Annotated in this window: 15 protein-coding genes and 2 tRNA genes; 11 read left to right on the top strand and 6 right to left on the bottom strand. The window is 60.0% G+C overall.

Translation table 11 applies throughout. The annotated features are described in order from the left end of the window. Positions 1 to 2: 2 nt before the first annotated feature. Complete coding sequence (locus BMW51_RS14550) at positions 3 to 938, bottom strand: complex I NDUFA9 subunit family protein (protein WP_093007875.1); 936 nt, start codon at positions 936 to 938, stop codon at positions 3 to 5. Between the two features lie 200 nt (positions 939 to 1,138). Between BMW51_RS14550 and BMW51_RS14545 the strand changes: the two genes are divergently transcribed. From BMW51_RS14545 to BMW51_RS14515, 8 genes are all read left to right on the top strand, one after another. Beyond that, positions 1,139 to 1,225, top strand: a tRNA-Leu gene (locus BMW51_RS14545). A 66-nt stretch (positions 1,226 to 1,291) separates the two neighbouring features. Next, positions 1,292 to 1,366 (top strand) — tRNA-Gln (locus tag BMW51_RS14540). A 452-nt stretch (positions 1,367 to 1,818) separates the two neighbouring features. Further along, positions 1,819 to 2,352 (top strand): hypothetical protein, encoded by a 534-nt coding sequence (locus BMW51_RS14535; protein WP_093007745.1) that lies wholly within the window; start codon positions 1,819 to 1,821, stop codon positions 2,350 to 2,352. 156 nt (positions 2,353 to 2,508) lie between these two features. Next, a complete protein-coding gene (locus BMW51_RS15920) occupies positions 2,509 to 2,820 on the top strand; it encodes a hypothetical protein (protein WP_143051881.1) in 312 nt (103 codons plus the stop codon). Continuing rightward, positions 2,820 to 3,404 carry a hypothetical protein gene (locus BMW51_RS14530; RefSeq protein WP_093007743.1) on the top strand — a complete coding sequence of 195 codons (585 nt, stop codon included), beginning with the start codon at positions 2,820 to 2,822 and terminating at the stop codon, positions 3,402 to 3,404. The genes BMW51_RS15920 and BMW51_RS14530 overlap by 1 nt, the downstream gene beginning before the upstream one ends. Before the next feature lie 246 nt (positions 3,405 to 3,650). Further along, positions 3,651 to 6,347, top strand: coding sequence for a type I restriction endonuclease subunit R (locus BMW51_RS14525; RefSeq protein ID WP_093007741.1), 2,697 nt, complete (start codon positions 3,651 to 3,653; stop codon positions 6,345 to 6,347). After that, positions 6,347 to 7,744: a restriction endonuclease subunit S gene (locus BMW51_RS14520; protein ID WP_093007739.1), complete on the top strand. Its 1,398-nt coding sequence runs from the start codon at positions 6,347 to 6,349 to the stop codon at positions 7,742 to 7,744. Before BMW51_RS14525 ends, BMW51_RS14520 begins: the two co-directional genes overlap by 1 nt. Before the next feature lie 481 nt (positions 7,745 to 8,225). Next, entirely contained in the window at positions 8,226 to 9,698 is a 1,473-nt protein-coding gene (locus BMW51_RS14515) for a class I SAM-dependent DNA methyltransferase (protein WP_093007737.1), read from the top strand. Positions 9,699 to 10,122: 424 nt separating this feature from the next. Here BMW51_RS14515 and BMW51_RS15915 read toward each other — a convergent pair whose 3' ends face one another. Further along, positions 10,123 to 10,932 (bottom strand): PIN-like domain-containing protein, encoded by an 810-nt coding sequence (locus BMW51_RS15915; protein ID WP_143051880.1) that lies wholly within the window; start codon positions 10,930 to 10,932, stop codon positions 10,123 to 10,125. After that, positions 10,922 to 12,547 (bottom strand): DUF262 domain-containing protein, encoded by a 1,626-nt coding sequence (locus tag BMW51_RS14510; protein ID WP_093007735.1) that lies wholly within the window; start codon positions 12,545 to 12,547, stop codon positions 10,922 to 10,924. The genes BMW51_RS15915 and BMW51_RS14510 overlap by 11 nt, the downstream gene beginning before the upstream one ends. A 304-nt stretch (positions 12,548 to 12,851) precedes the next feature. On the opposite strand from BMW51_RS14510, the gene BMW51_RS14505 reads away from it, so the two are divergent. Then, positions 12,852 to 13,418 (top strand): recombinase family protein, encoded by a 567-nt coding sequence (locus BMW51_RS14505; protein WP_093007733.1) that lies wholly within the window; start codon positions 12,852 to 12,854, stop codon positions 13,416 to 13,418. 130 nt (positions 13,419 to 13,548) lie between these two features. Here the strand turns inward: BMW51_RS14505 and BMW51_RS14500 are convergent, their stop codons facing one another. Next, on the bottom strand, positions 13,549 to 15,195 hold the full coding sequence (locus BMW51_RS14500; RefSeq protein ID WP_342724271.1) for a DUF6538 domain-containing protein: 1,647 nt from the start codon (positions 15,193 to 15,195) through the stop codon (positions 13,549 to 13,551). A gap of 264 nt (positions 15,196 to 15,459) precedes the next feature. On the opposite strand from BMW51_RS14500, the gene BMW51_RS14495 reads away from it, so the two are divergent. Both BMW51_RS14495 and BMW51_RS14490 read left to right on the top strand, forming a co-directional pair. After that, entirely contained in the window at positions 15,460 to 16,413 is a 954-nt protein-coding gene (locus BMW51_RS14495; protein ID WP_143051879.1) for a hypothetical protein, read from the top strand. Between the two features lie 12 nt (positions 16,414 to 16,425). After that, the gene (locus tag BMW51_RS14490) at positions 16,426 to 17,391 is read left to right on the top strand and encodes a site-specific integrase (RefSeq protein ID WP_093007727.1); all 966 of its coding nucleotides are present in this window, start codon (positions 16,426 to 16,428) and stop codon (positions 17,389 to 17,391) included. Between the two features lie 33 nt (positions 17,392 to 17,424). Here the strand turns inward: BMW51_RS14490 and BMW51_RS14485 are convergent, their stop codons facing one another. Both BMW51_RS14485 and BMW51_RS14480 read right to left on the bottom strand, forming a co-directional pair. Continuing rightward, on the bottom strand, positions 17,425 to 18,111 hold the full coding sequence (locus BMW51_RS14485; RefSeq protein WP_093007725.1) for a MobA/MobL family protein: 687 nt from the start codon (positions 18,109 to 18,111) through the stop codon (positions 17,425 to 17,427). Positions 18,112 to 18,362: 251 nt separating this feature from the next. After that, on the bottom strand, positions 18,363 to 18,677 hold a 315-nt coding region (locus BMW51_RS14480), incomplete at its 5' end, for a transposase (RefSeq protein WP_143051878.1).

Here is an 18,677-nt window from a genome sequence, read left to right as displayed (position 1 = left end):
CGTCAGCCCTTGGCGGCGTCGCTCAGCAGCGAGAAGCGACCCGCCTTGCGATAGCGCACCAGCCAGCCCGGCGCGACCGCGTCGAACGGCGTGCGCGCGAGGCCCATCGCGGTCAGGCCTTCGCTGCCGGCGGAGACCACGGAATCGCGCTGGAGCAGCTTCCACTGGTCGCCCGTCAGCGGCCCGCCCGGTACACTCGCCAGCAGCCCGCCGACCGCGTCGGGCAGGGGAAGGAAGGTCGGGTTGCGGCCGATATGCGCCGCGATCCGCTGCTGGATCTCGAGCATGGTGAGCACCTCGGGGCCGCCGAGCTCGAACGTGTCGCCGCCGAAGCGCGTTGGGTCGCCTAGGCTCGCGACCACCGCATTCGCCACATCGCCGACGTAGACCGGCTGAAACCGGGCTTGGGCGCGCAGCACGGGCACGACCGGCAGCTTCGCGATCATGCCCGCGAACCGGTTGATGAACTGGTCCTCGCGCCCGAACACGGTCGACGGGCGCAGGATCGTCGCGTTGACATAAGCATTACGCACCGCGGTTTCCGCCTCGCCCTTGGTGCGGGCGTAATTGGACGCGCTCTCCGCATCGGCGCCGATCGCGGACACGTGAACCAGCGCGCCGATGCCCATTCGGGTCGCGGCCTCGGCGACCGCGCGCGCGCCGTCGACGTGGATGCGCTGCAGGTTGCCGGCGAAGCTGCCGACCAGATTGACGACGCCGTCGGCATGCTCGACCGCGCGCGCGATCGTGTCGGGCCGCGTCACGTCGGCGGCAACGAACTGCGTCTGCCCCAGGCCTCCCAGCGGTTTCAGAAAGAACGCCCGGCGCGGATCGCGCTGCGCGATGCGGACGCGCGCGCCTGCCTGCAACAGCGCCTGCGCGACGTAGCGGCCGAGAAAGCCGCCGCCGCCGATCAGCGTCACGAGCTTGTTGTTCACGCCAGTCATCAACGAAGGAGTCATCAACTGCAGATCCTGGAAAGCCGCGTCCGCTTTAGCCGGGCGGGTCGTGCAATAACAAGGCTGCGCGCTGCACGGACGCGAGCGCGGCGTTTTTCTGTTCGCGAAGGCGTTGACAAGGCTCACCGCGCTCCACTAGAGGCGCCGACCTACCCGGAAGCGTTCGCGCTTCCACCCGTGCCCAGATGGCGGAATTGGTAGACGCACCAGCTTCAGGTGCTGGCGATCGCAAGGTCGTGGAGGTTCGAGTCCTCTTCTGGGCACCATATCTTGTCAGCGGTGCATCGCGGGCTGGCGCAAGGCTGCCGCTCCTGCGATGAACCGCAGGCTGTTGGGGCGTCGCCAAGCGGTAAGGCACCGGTTTTTGGTACCGGCATTCGTAGGTTCGAATCCTGCCGCCCCAGCCAACTCATAAAAATACAGCGATTACAGTTATTTAGGCATGACGTTGTCGCACATGCTTGTAGCAGTCTTTGTAGCAGGGCTATCTTTCCTGATTGACTCAGGCGTTGGTTCTGATGACGGCCAGCAGCTTAGCCTCCTCGAATCTCGGGGCTGATGCTGGAGTTCCGGAGCATGGTGCGGTAGCAGGCCGACACATGTTGACCGTTGCAATCACTTCTTGAGCGCTGATCGAAAAAGTGGAACGCGCGCCGCTCGCGGGCGAGAGGCCAAGCGTGAGGTTCGTGACCGTAAAATCTACAGGATTCTGCGGCGTGGGCGCCTCACAGCAGAGATGTTTCATCGTCTGTATGGCGAAGCGCTTGAGCCGCTATCAGTATACGGTGGGAAGCCTGACTCCGCACCAGCGAAGCGGCTGACACCGTTTCCAATCCGTCGGCAGACTAACGGCCTCCCTATGCCGCATTGGGATGATCTGTCCGGCTGGATGAAGGTTCAGCTCGCGATCATGGCCATGAACAACTGGAAGGTGCTAACCTTCAACGTCCACATTCATCCGAAGCTAGAGCAGGGGTGGGTCACTACGGGCAAGGACCCCCGCGTAATGATGCGAGATCGCATTCGGAAGGAGTTCGACAAGCGCGTTCGCCCGCGCCTTGATTGGTTCTTTGTTATCGAGGGCTGGAGCATCAAGTCTCGGGCAGAGACCGTGCTCCATATTCATGGCGCAGCGGCAAACTTCGAGGTTGGTGACGAGGGAAAAATTATGGACGCCGTGGCTCGCGCTGCGGGCCATGGTCTCAAGGGCTACGCGGTCATACCACGTGCCGTTCACGGGCGGCTGTTCCAAAGGGAGCGAGCTGCCTATGCTACATACCTTCTCAAGGCTGCCCGCCGACATGACGATCGTCTAAGTCGTCGGCGTCTGACTATGTCCCGCGGCATGGTTGGGGGTGCAAGAGAGTTTTGGGAGATGATTACGGGTCAGTAGTCAGGCCTATGTGCGTTATGTGCTGGGTCTGCTCCGCAGATTGCCTTAAGATGTATTCGTAGAGGTTTGCGTCCCGACTTTACCTTCGCGTCGTCTGATGTCTCTGGAGTGCATCAATCAATCATTACCCACCCGCGTCCAAGCACGGGTCGCGTCATGGTCAATCGTCATCAACGACGAGAAAAAGACATGCACATCTTTGAGGTTATTGGCGCCGGCACATCGGCAATTACTATCTTTGCGACAAGTTACGATGAGGCGGTGCGCCTTTATATGGTTTACTGGCTCGCACGGGAGAACCGTGACCTTCCTAATCTAGAGGTGAAGCAGCGTAATTCCGCGTGGCCAGGCTTGAACCTCGAAGCTCTCGATCACGCGCTGTCCTCCGGTGTCAGCGGTATCGGCAAGTTCGATCCCAACAAGGGCTGGACGATCGTTTCGCCAACCGACGGCGCGGAGGAGGCGTGATGGGGCTGGGCGTGTTCGAGGTTCATGACCAGATCGCCTTTGCAGCAGTCGTCTTCGCCACGAATGGGGACCATGCCATCGCGCTGGCTAACGAGCATCTGGCATCGTTTCGAGGCTATACCTCCACCCAGATGACCGTTCTTGAGCGTCTCCCCGGTTTTGGTGGTCCTGCACGAGATCATCTAGTTGCGGCGATTGCTGCCGGTGTGCCCGGTGTTGGTTACCGGCAGGATGATGGAAGTTGGCTGGTGCTCCCTCCCGGTGATCGACCGCATCGCGCTGTCCCGCCTAGGCCAACCCAGCTCTTCTTCTACATCGACGATGACGACTACCAGGTCGTTCTGTTCGCGAGGAATCAGGAGCGAGCTGATGCGCTCTACGACGCCATTCAGGCCGACTACCGCGTGCTACCCTCGGAGTGGCTCGGCTCCGAGTGGGATGCTTGGTCCACCGTGGGGCTGGTCAGGCACAAACGGCAAGCGGAGGAACGCGGTGTCGAGGGGCTCGGGATCTACAATCCCGACGGTTGGATGGTCTTGCCTCTTGACTACGAGGCACTCGGCGTGACGCCGCCGCCGGATTGACCATGATCTGACCTTCTGCGGCTGGCAGTAAACGCCAGGCTACTTCCTCTAAATTGATGTGCAGCATTTCTAAACTACACGGGGAAGCGACCAGATTGGCTGTTTCCCGAGGCTAACGTGACTCAACGCTTTCAGGGCAAGGTTGACAGTAGTGCGCCCTAAGTTGACGCGATTCCCGCATTTGGCGTCAACTTTGCCCATCAGACCGTTGCCATCCTCGGCGCTTTCTTTCCATAAGCGAAGCCGATGAGCACGCCGGAGGCCAAGGCACGAGACCTGATCGATCAGCAGCTCACAGCTGCCGGCTGGGTCATTCAGGATCGCGCGGAGATGGATCGCCGTGCGTCGCTGGGCGTGGCGGTGCGGGAGTATCCGTTCGCGAGTGGCCCGGCCGATTACCTTCTATTGGTCGATGGTAAGGCGTGCGGTATTGTTGAGGCGAAGAAGGAAGGCTTCACCCTTTCCGGCGTCGCCGACCAGGCCGTGGGTTATGGAGCAGGAGCCCCGCCGACACTCGCGACTTGGGGCACGCCACTGCGCTTCGACTATGAGGCGAGCGGGTCAGAGATACTGTTCTCCGACCGCGTCGATCCCGATCAGCGTTCCCGACCGTTGTTCAGCTTTCACAAGCCCGACACGCTGCATGCTTGGCTAAAGGACGGCTCTAGCATCCGCGCGCGCCTGTTCGAGCTACCGCCCCTCGACCCCGCCGGCTTGCGCGAATGCCAAATCGAGGCAATCGAAGGCATCGAACACTCTCTCAGGTCGGGCCAGGCGCGCAGCCTCGTCCAGATGGCGACCGGCGCGGGAAAGACCTTTACCGCCGCAACCCTCTGCTACCGACTGCTCGCGCATGCCGGCGCGCACCGCGTTCTGTTTTTGGTCGACCGCAACAACCTCGGCAAGCAGACGCTCAAGGAGTTCCAGACATATCGGCCGCCGGGCACGGGACGGCTGTTCACCGAATTGCACAACGTTCAGCGGTTGGGACCCACCGGGTTGGACAAGGCCAACCAGGTCGTGATCTCCACCATCCAGCGTGTGTTTGCCCAGCTCACCGGCGCCGACATCTCCGAGGAGGATGAGGAGCAGAGCGAGTTCGAGCACGCCCACGCTCCGACCCGGACCGTTGCTTACAGTCCGGCGCTGCCGCCCGAGACCTTCGACTTCATCATCGTCGACGAGTGCCATCGTTCGATCTACGGCAGCTGGCGGCAGGTTCTCGATTATTTCGATGCACAGATCATCGGGCTCACGGCCACGCCCTCGCCGGCGACACTAGGGTTCTTCAATCGGAATCTCGTCGCCGAATACCCTTACGAGCGGTCGGTCGCCGACGGGGTCAACGTGCCTTTCGAGATATACCGCATCCGCACGCAGATTGGCGAGCACGGCGGGCGCGTTCCCGCTGGCTACAGCGTGCCCCGGCGCGACAAACATACCCGGCGCCAACGCTACGAGCAGCTCGACGACGACCTGGTCTATGCCGGCTCCGACCTCGACCGCTCGGTCGTCGTGCCTAACCAGATCCGCACGGTGCTCGAGACCTATCGCGACACGCTGTCGAGCGAGCTGTTCCCCGGCCGCACGGATGTGCCCAAGACGCTGATCTTCGCCAAGGACGATCACCACGCCGAGGAGATCGTCGGGATCGCCAAGGAGGTGTTTGGAAAGGGTAACGACTTCGCAAAGAAGATTACCTACGCCGCGACCGAGCCCGAGCGCATCCTAGGCCAGTTCCGCACCGAATACCTTCCTCGCATCGCTGTCACCGTCGACATGATCGCGACCGGCACCGACGTGAAGCCCATCGAGGTGCTCATCTTTCTCCGCGACGTGCGCTCGGCGATCTATTTCGAGCAGATGCGCGGGCGCGGCGTGCGCTCACTCAACTCGGTCGATCTAAAGCGCGTGACTCCAGATGCTGTCGCGAAAGACCGCTTCGTGCTGATCGACGCAGTAGGCGTCACGGAAAGCGATAAGACGATCACCCAGCCGCTCGAACGCAAGCGCACCGTTTCGTTCGAGAAGCTTCTGGAACATGTCGCCTCGGGTGCAAGCGACGAGGACACCGTTTCCAGTCTCGCACATCGTCTGTCAGCGCTCGACCGCAAGCTCAGTCCCGACGACCGCCAGAGGGTCGCTGATGCGTCACAGGGACGTTCTCTAAGCGAGTTAGCAGGGTCTTTGGTCGACGCTCTCGATCAGGATCGTATTGAGCGGGCAGATGACCCCGCGCAGGAGGCGCAGCGCCTACGTGAAACGGCTTTGATGCCGTTCGATAAACCCCTGTTGCGCAACCTGCTAGTCGAGCTCAAACGAGCAAGTGAGGTGGTCATCGACAATCTGTCGAGCGACATCGTCATTTCTTCGGCGTTTGATCCGGCTGCGGCCGAGCGTCTCACGACCAGCTTCCGCACCTTCATACAGGAGCAAGGGGATGACATTACCGCGCTCCAGATCCTACTCGGCCGGCCTGCGCACCAAGCCCGACTGACCTACCAAAGCCTGGAAGAACTGCGCACGGCAATGATGCGGCCCCCATGGCTTTTGCAGCCGCTGGAGCTATGGAGCGCCTATCGCAGGCTCCAGGGGGACAAGGTGCGCGGCAATCCAGCCAAGGCGCTGACTGACATCGTCGCACTCGTGCGCTTCGCCACGGGCTCTACCGATACGCTCGCGCCTTTGTCGAGCGACATAGCCGGACGCTTCAATCTGTGGATCGGCCGCGAGAAGCAGGCGGGGCGCACCTACAACCAGGCGCAGCTCGGCTGGCTGGAGGCGATCCGTGATCACCTTGCAGCCAACATCGAGTTGCCGCTGCGCGACTTGCAGGAGCTGCCCCAGTTCGAGCGCCGTGGTGGAATTATCGCCGCACGCGCGATCTTTCCGGGGCGGCTAGACGCGGTGGTTGACGAGCTGACGATGGCGCTGGTGGCTTGATGGCTGAGCTATCCGGGGTGTCCGTCCCGCGTTACGCATGGCCTACGCAGCCACTCGGAAGCTTGGGCAGGTGGACTGGGGGCGGCACGCCCAGTAAGGCGCAGCCGGACTTCTGGGCAGATGGCACGATCCCGTGGGTAAGTCCCAAGGACATGAAGGTTTCGGTGATCGCCGGCGCGGCAGACCTCATCACCGAGGAAGCGGTCAGGAGATCGTCGGCAAAGCGCATCACCGCAGGTTCGGTGCTGTGCGTCATGCGCTCGGGCATCCTCGCGCATACCTTCCCGGTTGCAGTGACCTCGGTCGAGGTCACGATCAACCAGGACCTGCGCGCGCTTACGCCGCGTGAAGACGTCGATCCGGGCTACCTTGCCCACTTCTTGCGCTACTCGGGCAGAGACATTCTGCTGACGTGCTCGAAGCACGGAACCACCGTCAGCAGCATAGAAGCTTCAAGGCTCGACAAATACGCGGTGCCGATACCTCCGCTCAACATCCAACGTCAAATCGTCGCGCGTATCGACGAGTTGTTCTCCGACCTGGACGACGGCGAAGAGGAGCTGGCGCGGGCGGGCGCCGACCTCGCCACCTATCGCATGTCCCTGCTTAAGGCCGCCGTCACCGGCGACCTGACCTCCGATTGGCGTGCTGCCACTCCGCCGGCGAAGAGCGGCGCGGACATGCTCGCCCGCATCCTCGCCGATCGCAAGTCTCGCTGGATGTCCGACCCGCGGAATGCGCGGAAGCGCTATGCCGAACCGACGGCTCCCGATCCCAATCACCTGCCCTCGCTGCCTGCCGGATGGACGTGGGCGAGCCTCGACCAACTATCTTGGGCGGCAGGCTATGGAACGTCCCAGAAATGCGCAACTGACGGCACGGGCGAGCCCGTCTTGCGCATACCTAACCTGCGTGACGGGTCAGTCTACCTTAGCGATTTGAAGCGATCTCTGGTCCCCCTTGACCTGTCGGAGAGCGATTACGTTGCTCCCGGTGACCTGCTCATCGTGCGCACTAATGGGAGCGATAACCTCATCGGTCGGGCGGGCATCGTGTCGGCTCCGCTTGCAACACCGACGCACTACGCATCCTACCTCATTCGTTTTAGGATGACGGGCGACAGCGCGCGATGGAGGTGGATACGCGCATTCACCGAAAGCGCCGTTTTCCGCGCGTCTGTGCTCGCGAACATTGGCAGTTCCGCAGGACAGTATAACCTCAGCATGAGCAAGCTAGCAGCGTTCCCCATTGCGCTACCGCCTGCTGAGGAGATGACTATCGCACTTGATCGCTGGCGGGCCGGAGAGCTCAGCTTCGACATTCCTGCGACACTCGCCGGTTCCGGTGCCCTCCGCCAATCCATTCTTGCCGCCGCCTTCCGCGGTGAACTGGCATGAACAATGTCGAGATTGCACGAAGCAAGCAAGGAGAGCCATGATTAAAAGAATGTGGAGCGACACTCCAGCGCAGGCGTAAGTGGCCGCGGATTGTCGGTGTCGCGGTGATTGCCATAGGCATACTCCTGGTCTGGAACGCAGTGCTTTACCGCCCTGTCTATAGTGCGCTCATCGGCGAGGACGACGTCCGCGTGGTCGCATATCGCCGCTTCGACACGGTGGTGCTTGCCTACCACGGCATGCCCAGGTGACTGATAGGCGCAGATGCATTTAGAACAATAGGCCGTGAGCAAGCTTTTCAGAACTCTATTCATGTGATGAGGACGATGCAGCAGGATGTGAAGAACCTAGACATCACGGCGGCCTTTCCGGCGCTCGATGGTGGATGGCTCAGCGTGCTTGGGGAAGAGCTCGACCAGCATAAGCGCTTCCATGAAGGGTGCTCGTTTAACCTTGCGCTAGGTGATACTGGAGGGGGCCTGTGAACGAGCAGGCGCTCGTCGCCAAGGTCTGGAATTACGCTCACGTCCTCCGCGAGGAAGGCGTGTCCTATGGCGACTATCTCGGCCAAATTAGCTTCCTCCTGTTCCTCAAGATGGACGAGGAGCGCACCGCGGCGCTGAATGAGCCCTCGGCCATTCCAACCGATTGCCGGTGGGAGACGCTGCGCGGGCTTTCCGGCGCCAAGCTGGAGACGCACTACAAGGAGGTGCTGGCGAAGCTTTCGAAACGCGACGACATCGTCGGGACCCTCTTCCTCAAGGCCGAGAGCAAGATCGCCGATCCGGCGCGGCTCCAGCGGCTCGTCGCGCTGATCGACGCGGAGACCTGGATGGGGCTCAACGTCGATGTGAAGGGCACGATCTATGAGGGACTGTTGGAGCGGAACGCCGGCGAGGTGCGCTCGGGCGCGGGCCAATACTTCACGCCCAGACCGCTGATTGACGCGATCGTCGAAGTCATGGACCCGCAGCCTGACGAGACAGTCCATGACCCCGCGGCAGGGACGGGCGGCTTCCTCCTCTCGGCGTATGACCACATGCGCCAGCAGCCAGCCGCGACCGATCGTGCAATCGCCCGGCAGCTGCGTGAGACCAAGCTGTCGGGCAACGACATTGTGCCCGAGGTGGTGCGGCTCTGTGCGATGAACCTATACCTGCACGGCATCGGCGGGGACCAATCACCTGTGCGCCATGCCGACGCGCTCACCGCCGACAACGGCGGCCGCTACGACGTAATCCTGTCGAATCCCCCGTTCGGCAAGCGCCAGTCATTTAAGTTCGTGAACGCTGAAGGAGCGATTGAAACCGAGCAACAGACCTACGTGCGGGAGGACTTCACCGTCACCACGGGCAACAAGCAGCTCAACTTCCTCCAGCACATCATGACGATTACTAAGTCGGCCGCTGCCGTTGTGCTGCCCGATAACGTGCTGTTCGAGGGCGGTGCGGGCGAAACGCTGCGCCGCAAGCTGCTACGAGACTTCAACTTCCATACCCTGCTGCGTTTGCCCACGGGCATCTTTTACAGCCAAGGCGTGAAGGCGAACGTGCTGTTCTTCGACGCTGCACCAGCGAGTGAGCGGGTCGAGACGGAAGCGCTCTGGGTATATGACCTGCGCACCAACAAGCGTTTCACCCTGCGCGAGCGCCCGTTGAAGCGCGCCGACCTAGATGACTTCGTCGCCTGCTACGGGCAGCAGCAACAACGTCATCGCCGCACGGAGAACGAGCGCTTCCGCCGGTTCCCGTATGAGGAGCTGGCTAAGCGCGACAAGTTGAACCTCGACATCTTCTGGCTCAAGGATGCTAGCGCCACCGATCCCGACAGCCTGCCCCAACCCGATGAGGTCGCCGCGGAGATCATTGCCAGCCTTGAGCTCGCCCTCGACAAGTTCCGCAGTGTTGCCGCCCGCCTGACCCCCTCGCTGAGTGGCTCTTCAACGTCACAGTAACGCACCCGCGCATCGTGAAAGAATATAGCTGTGCGGGCACACAATAGGAGATGTCTAGGATGGATGCGCTTCGCGCATCCGGGTCGTGTCGAATAGGTGTGAGAAACTGGTAACGCACATTCACGAGAGCCGGGAAGCTTACGCGTGCGCGCTGCTGCCGCGTGTGTAGTGTGCAGAAGCGGTTCAATTATGATTCACACGTGGCGAGACGCGGCTTCTCGGGAGAACGTCGCGAGACTTTACCCGCACGACCTGCTCGGAGTCCTTACCAGCAGCGTGCGGCGGAACGTAAGTTTGACAGCGTTGGTGCACATGGACGACGCTATGTCGCAGATTATGCAGGAAAGCCTAAATGGCCTTTGAGGCAGGCGCCTGTATGCTTGCCAAGCAACGTGCAAGAAGCGAGGTCGTCCAATTAACTGATTTAGTCTAGAAGGCGTTTCGCCAGAACCTCAATCGTCAAGGTCTCTAAAGACGCTCCACAAATGGCATAAACTTCGGCTGAAAGGATCGGGTGCGGCACACCATCACGGCTCCAGTCAATCTTCTTATCTAACGTGACCAGTGAGACTCGTTGTATTTTTTTACCCGCGCCGCTGATGCGAGCAAGGCCAAGAAGAAGATCCGACCAGACGAAAAAATCACCGTCTGCATCATCTTTAAAGCCCGGTGGTGTCTTCGTCCGTTTCCTCGCTAAAGCGGTCGACGCCAAAGTAGTTCTAGGAGCAAAAGGAACTACCGCTTTCTCCTTCAAAAGGTCTATTAAAAGTTTTGTCTTGTTAACCGTTTTATCATCAAAAATATAGCCAAATGTCTCACTAAAGGCGGTGGCGGTCTCGTTAAAACGATGTGCAAAAGCTTCAAACCGCCCATCTAAGCCTTCTATCAGCTTGCTAAGTTCATCGAACTTTCGCTTAATATCGGCTGCTTTCGTAAGCATAACCTGGAATTGATTATTCCAAAACTCTTGAACGACCTGCCCTGGTAAGATTAAATGACCTGGAAAACTTGTCCTTAGATAATCAATAATATCAGCGCTTCTGGGATGTGAGCTTAGTCGCAAAATAACATTAGCATCTAGCACAATGGCTGTATGTTCAAGGGGTGATGTGCCCAGATCAAAGGCAATAGCTCTCGACAAGGCGCCAAGAGCATCAACATCGGAAACTCGGTTCAGCACGTCGCATACTTTTGCGACGTATTCATCGGACTGCACGTCGGTTTCAGCCGTCATACCAAATACGCCCAGCCTCGGCGGCTAAATCAATCCCCAGGTTTTCAATTGCGTGCGCATCCCAACGATTGATCTGGTCAAGCCGCGCAGTCCATTCTCCATCTGCACCGGTCGGCAGCATGTCTACCTTGAAACTCTCCCAGTCTGTGATTGTTCTAGGTCGCTTTTCAAGTTTCGATAGAAAGGTATTGCCGATCGTCGATGCCCAGTATGATCCCTCGTTCTCGGCCAGCCCCCCAAAAGGTGGATTTTTCGTCCAAATAAAGTGCAAAAAGCTGTCTGTGGCTGGAGTTATCGTGTTTTGAATAATTGAACGTCTTAATAAGCTTAGCAGAGCCTTATTTAAGGATCGCTTTTTAAGCTGATTCACAAAATCCTCGCGAGACGGATTGAGGTCATTCAGGCCGTCAACCATGGCCCGCCAGTCTCGACGTTCGCGGATTAACCTCGCAGCTTCGCCAAACTTTCGTTCGACGTTGCCCGTGCCGAGATTCCCAACGACCATACGGCGAACAACAAGACGCAGAATGTGCTCCATACCAGCGTCTGGATCATTGGTCTGAGCGCAAGCAAGTAGGATTGGTCGAACTGTCAGCACGCCTAAGCCGCTCAAGGCAGAAAATACGCCAAGAGCATCAGAGTCGGCTGGCCCGCCCGAGGTAGAATCTATCATCTGTAGATATAGTGGAAGGTTGGATTGTAGCAGCTCCATAAGGCGGTGGGGCGCAGGTGGAGCGCGCTCAGCACGTGTTGTCCGACCAGCGATGAAGCCAAACAGATCCTTCGGAAGAACGTAGCCGCTCTCGACAGTTACGACATGGCGTATGTATTGCACGAAATTATTGGCGCCATCTGTAGAAAACTGCTTAGCTATTTCCTGCCACTGATCATAACGCCGGCCCTCTTCAAAGCCGGACTGGCTTAGAATGTAATTTTTTAATAAGTCAGCGGTAGTAAGATCTTTGCCCCGAGTGTTGATTACCTCATAGACTTGATATGCCAGGTCAGGATTGGGGTGAACAAAAATCGCTAAGTAAAGGCGGTTGGTTAGGAACTCGGTCCATCGCCCGAGACGTTTAAACGGGTCAGGCCGAAGGTCGTCACGAACTCTCTTGACCAGAAGATTATAGGACGCGATCATTTTTGCAGAGACTGAGCGATCATCTCGAGACGCCTGAGGCGCAGAGCCAGTCGACAGCAGCGATTGGAAGGTCAGGTTATCGGCCGGATCGCTCAGTCTTACGCGTGACACCTGTTCGTCGGACTCATAATCGATAGCACGAAGAAAACTCGCCTGTATCCGTTCAGCAAGTGCTTTTCGATCTTTCGCTATGGCTTCATGGTAGAGTGCGTTGGCAAGAAGGCTGATCGTTATAATACGTTGTTGGCCGTCAACGACGTGCTTCCGCCCTTTGATGTCAGATGGCGGGTTTGTGAATATCATAAGACCGACGAAGTATGACTCCATTTCAAGGGAGTTCTTTAGGTCAGTCCAGAACTCATCGACTTCATCTTCGCCCCACGAATATTCCCGCTGGAAACGTGGTATCTCGAACATGTTGTTCGAAAACACGGCTCCGGCGTTGTTAGCCGAGGCGTTCAGAGGAGTGTCCATTGAGGCTTCACACACTTTGAGAAATGAGCTGGCACGTTACACACGTATAAAAGAACGGCAAGCCGAACCGGCGGCGCGCTTCGCAGCACCGGCGCGGATCGAGCCATAACCGAGTGCTGCACGTTCAGCGAGATGACCCTTATGCCCTCCCGTTGACGACCCATTTTCGAGCTCATCGGTGTCTCGCAAGGTATACCCCAGAGAGACAGCGCGGTGAGACATAGTCGCTGTCTCGTATGGGTTGATTTAGAGATAAAAGACAGATAGCTCATATGGTCTAGACCCCATCGAGACAAATAGCATCATGACGAGCATCATCGGATACGCGCGCGCCAGCACTGAGGATCAGGACTGCTCGATCCAGGAGGCTGCTCTGCGTGATGCTGGCTGCTCGTTGATACGATCGGAGCGTAAGAGTGGCACGACCCTTGAGGGTCGTAATGAGCTGTCTCTCTGCCTCGACTTTCTGCGTGAGGGAGACACGCTCTTGGTCACGCGCATCGACCGCCTAGCTAGGTCAGTTCGCGATCTCGAAACCATCGTCGAGAAGGTGCGCAAGCGTGGTGCGTTCTTGCGAGCTACCGAGCAGCCAGTCGACACATCGACCCCGGCGGGGAAGGCGTTCCTCCAGATGCTTGGCGTCTTTGCCGAGTTCGAGACGGCGCTTCGTCGGGAGCGACAGCTCGAGGGTATTGCTAAAGCCAAGACCCTTGGCGTCTACAAGGGGCGCAAGCCATCCGTCGATGCTGACGCGGTGCGTGCGCTGCGAGATGAGGGAATAGGCGCAAGCGAGATCGCGAGGCGCCTTGGGATAGGACGTGCAAGCGTTTACCGCGTGCTCGACGTAGGAAAGTCCTCCGAGCCGATCTGACCGGCTGTCAAGAGAAGTCCTAGGATTGAGCGACTGACCTCATCCGGGTGCTGCCGATTTGCCGACGGCCATGCCGTAGTGCCATCCACAGACGTCGCTTGAACTCGGTCGCCCAGCACTCGGCTGCGCATCAGCGCAATGCGGGATGAGGGAGGTGTATGCCGGGGTAAGCGATCAAGGCGATGATCTCGGCGCGGCGGGTCATGCTTATACCGTCGGGGTTATAGACCCTATACGTGAAGCCGCGCTCATGGCCAAAAATCTGAGCCCAGTCGTTCTCGGGAACCTGCGCCCGTTCCATCATACGTGTCACGTTCTTCCGAAATGAGTGGAACGCCTTGACTCGGTCACGGAAGCCGCGGGAAGCTTTAAAGCGCGAGAACTCTCGACCAGCATCGGCACCCGGCTTCTTGGATGGACCTTCCTTGTTGAAGGTCGGCCAGATCCGATCCTCGTCCACGCCTCGCACTCGAGAGGTAAGCCACTTCAGGTCGCGGTGCACTGGCACCTTGCGGTTCCCTGCGGGCGTCTTTGCGTCCTCAACCTGGAAGTAGGGCACGCGATCGCCGCCGTCCTCTGCGATGCGCAGCTGGCCCCAAGTGAGAGAGGCAATTTCGTCTAGGCGCATGCCCGTAAACATGCCCACCAGGATCACCTCCAAGAGATCCCCGCGCTTGGGTGGTGGTTCGAGTAGCTGCCGAAGTTCAGCATCCTCCCAGGCGAGGTAAGGTTTGACGTTCTGGCCGGCGCGCAGCTTCTTGTGGAAGCCGTTGAACGGGTTTTCACCCTCGCAGTGGCCGCGCTTCTTGGACCACGCCCAGAGCTCTTGAAGAACTTGTAGATGCCGGTTCATGGTCGCATCCGACAGCCCTTGTCCGCGATCGCCGTAGCGCGCGATGAGCTGCTGCCATGTCAAACGCCTCGCAGCGGGAGACCGCGCCCATGTGGGGTCAAGAAGGCGCAGTGCGTCGAAGAACGTCGCCGCATCCTCTGGTCGGACCTCGCGGATCGGGCGATCATCGAAGAAGCCGCTGAATAGCCGAAATGTGGCGCGCTTCTGCGGCTCGGTGTTCGTCTCCTTCGTGCCGCCGCGACCAGCGAGCCATTGCCGCATGAAGGCCTCAGCGAGTTCTGAGAAGCTGATGTCCTTCGCCACGTTGGAGCCGGTCCGGTTCAACGCATCGATGACCACCGCTGTGGTCGGCTTTGGGTCCAGCGCACCCTCATCACCCCGGATGGCGACCCCAAGTGCGTCGAGAACGGCAGTCGCCACTCGCTGGCGAAGATCGTGAAACCACGGCGAGTCTCGGTCGACGATGACACCACGATTACTAAGCAGCCTCTCGGTCGCGGCGATGAACCTCGTGAGATCACCCGCACGAACCTCCCTGTTCAGCTCGCGAGCCATCTTACGACGGTGATCGTAGCTCTCATCGAAGGTTGCGCGGTCACTGAGGAAGCGTGCGTTGTCGCGAGCTTCGAGTTCACTAAGGACCTGCTCGTATGCAGCTCGGACGACAGCCCGCTTGATGCTCTCAGGAGGTTCACCGGCGTCGGCGAAGGCCATGGGTAAGATCGACTTGGTCTCGCTACTGCTGCGCAGCGCGCTCCATTGTTCCTCTAGATCGCCGAGGATCGCCAACGCCTCCATGGTCGCAATGCGCTCGTCGCTGGTCCCCAAAGACCGGGTGACCACCTTTCGCCCATAAGCGCGCTGCACGTCGGAGGGCACGGGCTTGCGCAGCTGCCACATGGCGCTGCCCGGTCGCTTCCACATGTAACGTGCGAGGACGGTCGTTGTAGCACCCATTGTAGCGGTGTATTGTAGCATGGCGCGTGCAGCGTCAATGGATGCACGGCGCACGAGAGAGCGCTTGTGTAGCAGCTTCGAATCCTGCCGCCCCAGCCAACTTTCCTTGTAAGTGATTAATTTCACCTATTTAGGTTGGCCGTTCCACTGCCGACGTCCGTCGGTGGTGTGACGTATCGTGTGACGCATGCTGTGACGCATCGCGTCTGCGATCCCGACGGGAACGCCTTCATGAAAACCGGCAGCAACCTGGCCCTGCGCGGCCGCAGCTATTATTACCGCGCCAGCTACTCATCCAATCGCAAGACCTTCTCTATACGCCTGTCGCTCGAGACGACGAACCCTGTCGTCGCGCGCGAGCGCGCGGGGCGGATCGATCTTGCGCTGAAGGAGCGGTGGCGACAAGTGACGATGGATGAGGTGGGTACCGGGATCGGCCTGTCCGATGCCGAGAAGAAGGCGATCATGGTCGCGCATGCGCTCCAGTTTCGTCGCAACTCCGCCGATATCGACGCTGCCTATTCGGCCCGAGCCTACCCCAATCCGGGAGACCGGCTGCAGGATCACGTTCGTGGGCTGCGCTGCCTCGACGTTGTACACCGCGACATCGCCGTGAACGGCATCGACCGGCCGTTCGAGACGCAAGCCTATGAGGAACACGTTCTCAGGCGTTGGCCGGAATGCAATGACGAGGAACGGCGAACCTTGCGCGGTGTTGCGCGTGGCGCGCACGAACTGGTCGGCGAAATCACCGATCTCGCGCGGCAATGGGTCGCGTACTTGGGTCGCGCGGAAACACCCATCAACGTCGCTGCGGCGGTGCGTCAGCTAGCGCTCGGTGCGTTGGTGGCGATCAAGGAAGAGATCGGACGCGCCGAGAACCCGGACGGAGCGCTCGACGCGTTTCTTGACGACAATGCGCTTGCATCGGGCTTGCTCGAAAACTTGTTCGATGCTGTTGATGAGCATAGCGATGAACCGGGTGCAAAGGCGCTCGCGTCCCCCGCCGCTGCGCCGACAATTCCAACCGTTGGTCCGGTCGGTGTTGCCGTGCCCATCAATTTGGCACCAGAAGTCGCTACTGGCATGACGATCCGGGAGGCCGCTGACGCCTTTCTCGCGGCGCACCCGCGCTACGATGATGACGCCGCGCAATCCACATGGGCGCCCAAGACGCGTAGTTAATTCGAGGCGGCGGTGTTTCTAGCGGCCAAGCATTTCGGCGAGGCTACCGTGGCATCCTTGGGAGAGGTGGAGATTGCAAACTTTGTGCGCACACTACGCCGCCTGCCGAACAACCACCACAAAACGCCTGTGCACGCGCCGCTGACATTAGTTCAGATCGCCGAGCGTGGTGCTGGTCCGACGCTCGGCGGCGCGACAATCAACCGACACGTGCGCTTCATCAAACTGGCTCTTGATTGTGCGTGGAAGCGCCAGCCGACGTCGTCGGTGATAGAATGGGGCGCTTCCATAACAGTCGACCGACGTCGCAAGCGCGACAAGCGGCCAGCCTTTACAGCCGATGAGCTACGCGTTCTGTTCCAGGGCGCGGTGTGGCACGGCTTCGAGAGCCGGGTGCGTCGTTTAAAGCCTGGTCGCCATATAGAATGGGATGGCAGCTACTGGGTGCCGATCCTGCTGGCTTATACGGGTGCCCGCCGCGAGGAGATCGCGAAGCTGCAGACCGCCGACGTTGCGCTGATCGATGGCATCTGGTGCTTGCAACTGCGGGAGACCACCGCCGGGCGGCTAAAAAACAGCGCGTCCGAGCGCGACATCCCGCTCGCCGACGAGGTGTTGCGGCTGGGTTTTCTGGCCTTCGTCAACCGGCAGCGAGACGCAGGCGAGGAGCAACTGTTTCCGGACTTGCGTCTCGCCGCGGGTAGCTATGGCGGCGTTTATTACAAGAGGCATTGCCGAGCACTTGAGCGCGCAGGGCTGGTGCCGGCTGGCAAGGACATACATTCCATCCGCCATTATGTCAGCACTGCGCTCGCGGCGAAAAAGGTCAGCGAGGAGCAGCGCGCTGACCTGCTCGGGCACACGCTGACGAGTGAGACGGCGGGTACCTATACAAAGTGCACGCCCCTAGATCTGCTGCAGGAGGTGGTTAATCTTTTGCCGATCGTCACCGGAGAGATCGTCTCGCTTATCGCGTGACCCATGTGAATGAGTGGGGCAGTGCCTCGCCCGCTAGATCGCTAGCGCGCAGCGTCCGATAGCATCCGTGGCGGCGCAGTCGCGCCGCCACACCATCTGCAGCTTCTTCTGCTGCGTCGTGGATGCCATCCAAGCGGGATGCCGAGCGCCTTGGCGTCGATCATGCCGCCAGTATCGCGCAGTCACGACGAAGTGGCGGTGCGGCTTTACGATCCAGCCATCCTCTCCGTTAAGTGCGTGGATGGCCCATGCAACTGCAGCGCCGCGTGCCAGCAGTTCTCGCATGACGAACCGGGTCGTTAGCGCCCGCCACAGGAAAGCTGGAAAGTCCTCGGGAATTTCAGCGATGATGTGCCAGGCGCTGACCGTCGAGGGGTCGCCCGTCGCCGCCGCGGCATCGTCAGCCTCGCGCCAGACGGTGTAGTCACGTGTCGAACACAACGGAGCGCTTTCGGGTAGCGCAAGTCCCGCACCACGTAGCTCGCAACGCCGCTCTGCGAAGCTGGGCGGCATCTGCCCGAACTGGTCGGCAACGCTGCTGTCGCGCCAAATGTATGCGGCGTTGGCGACAGCCGTCTTGTAGGCCGGGCGTCGATCCAGGATCCGCCATGCCTGGCTGATCGGACGCACGCAAAAATCGATTTGGCGCGGTGGGCGCTGGCGAGGCTCGGCAAACAACACGCGGCGGGCAGCAGCGAGATCGGCTTTGGTGATGAGCATCGATTTCCTCCTGGAAGTGAAGTCGCCGTCACTGATGGACGGCGCCTCCCTTTGTTGATGGTGCTGCTTGATGGTCAGGCGGTGACGAGGAGACTTTCGGCCGGGATGGCGTCGGCGTAGCGCTCGCCAGCGCGGATGACCTGCCCACCAGTGAGCGGCGGCTGCGGCGCCCGCTCGACAACGTCGCGCCACAGGCGCCATGCACGCGGCTCGCCAGCGCTGCGTTTCGCTGCCGTAGGGCTGAGACTCAATCAGAGCCAGAAGGCGATTGCGGTTGCGATGGCGACGCCTGAGAGGAAGTTGGCGGCGAGTTTGTCGTAGCGGGTGGCGACACGGCGGAAGTCTTTGAGACGGCAGAAGGCGTTCTCGATGAGATGCCTGCCACGGTATCGGTCCTTGTCGTAGCGGATAGTGTGTTTGCGGCTTCGTCGTCCGGAAATAACAGGAACGCCTCCAGCATCGCGGAGCGAGCGGCGCAGCCGGTCGGCATCGTAGCCTTTGTCGGCAAGGAGGTAGCGCATGCGACCGGCTTGTTTGAGGAGCGCAGGTGCCGCTTTCACGTCGCT

The sequence above is a fragment of the Sphingomonas palmae genome, from assembly GCF_900109565.1.
In the GTDB taxonomy this organism is placed as follows: Bacteria; Pseudomonadota; Alphaproteobacteria; order Sphingomonadales; family Sphingomonadaceae; genus Sphingomonas; species Sphingomonas palmae.
Note: the sequence above shows the minus strand (reverse complement) of the source record. Positions and strands in the feature narration are given on the sequence as shown.

What these genes read in the sequence shown, in the direction of transcription:
- BMW51_RS14535 (WP_093007745.1), top strand. Translation starts at nt 1,819, where the DNA reads ATGCCGCATTGGGATGATCTGTCCGGCTGGATGAAGGTTCAGCTCGCG.
- BMW51_RS15920 (WP_143051881.1), top strand. Translation starts at nt 2,509, where the DNA reads ATGGTCAATCGTCATCAACGACGAGAAAAAGACATGCACATCTTTGAG.
- BMW51_RS14530 (WP_093007743.1), top strand. Translation starts at nt 2,820, where the DNA reads ATGGGGCTGGGCGTGTTCGAGGTTCATGACCAGATCGCCTTTGCAGCA.
- BMW51_RS14525 (WP_093007741.1), top strand. Translation starts at nt 3,651, where the DNA reads ATGAGCACGCCGGAGGCCAAGGCACGAGACCTGATCGATCAGCAGCTC.
- BMW51_RS14520 (WP_093007739.1), top strand. Translation starts at nt 6,347, where the DNA reads ATGGCTGAGCTATCCGGGGTGTCCGTCCCGCGTTACGCATGGCCTACG.
- BMW51_RS15915 (WP_143051880.1), bottom strand. Translation starts at nt 10,932, where the DNA reads ATGACGGCTGAAACCGACGTGCAGTCCGATGAATACGTCGCAAAAGTA.
- BMW51_RS14510 (WP_093007735.1), bottom strand. Translation starts at nt 12,547, where the DNA reads ATGGACACTCCTCTGAACGCCTCGGCTAACAACGCCGGAGCCGTGTTT.
- BMW51_RS14505 (WP_093007733.1), top strand. Translation starts at nt 12,852, where the DNA reads ATGACGAGCATCATCGGATACGCGCGCGCCAGCACTGAGGATCAGGAC.
- BMW51_RS14500 (WP_342724271.1), bottom strand. Translation starts at nt 15,195, where the DNA reads ATGTGGAAGCGACCGGGCAGCGCCATGTGGCAGCTGCGCAAGCCCGTG.
- BMW51_RS14495 (WP_143051879.1), top strand. Translation starts at nt 15,460, where the DNA reads ATGAAAACCGGCAGCAACCTGGCCCTGCGCGGCCGCAGCTATTATTAC.
- BMW51_RS14485 (WP_093007725.1), bottom strand. Translation starts at nt 18,111, where the DNA reads ATGCTCATCACCAAAGCCGATCTCGCTGCTGCCCGCCGCGTGTTGTTT.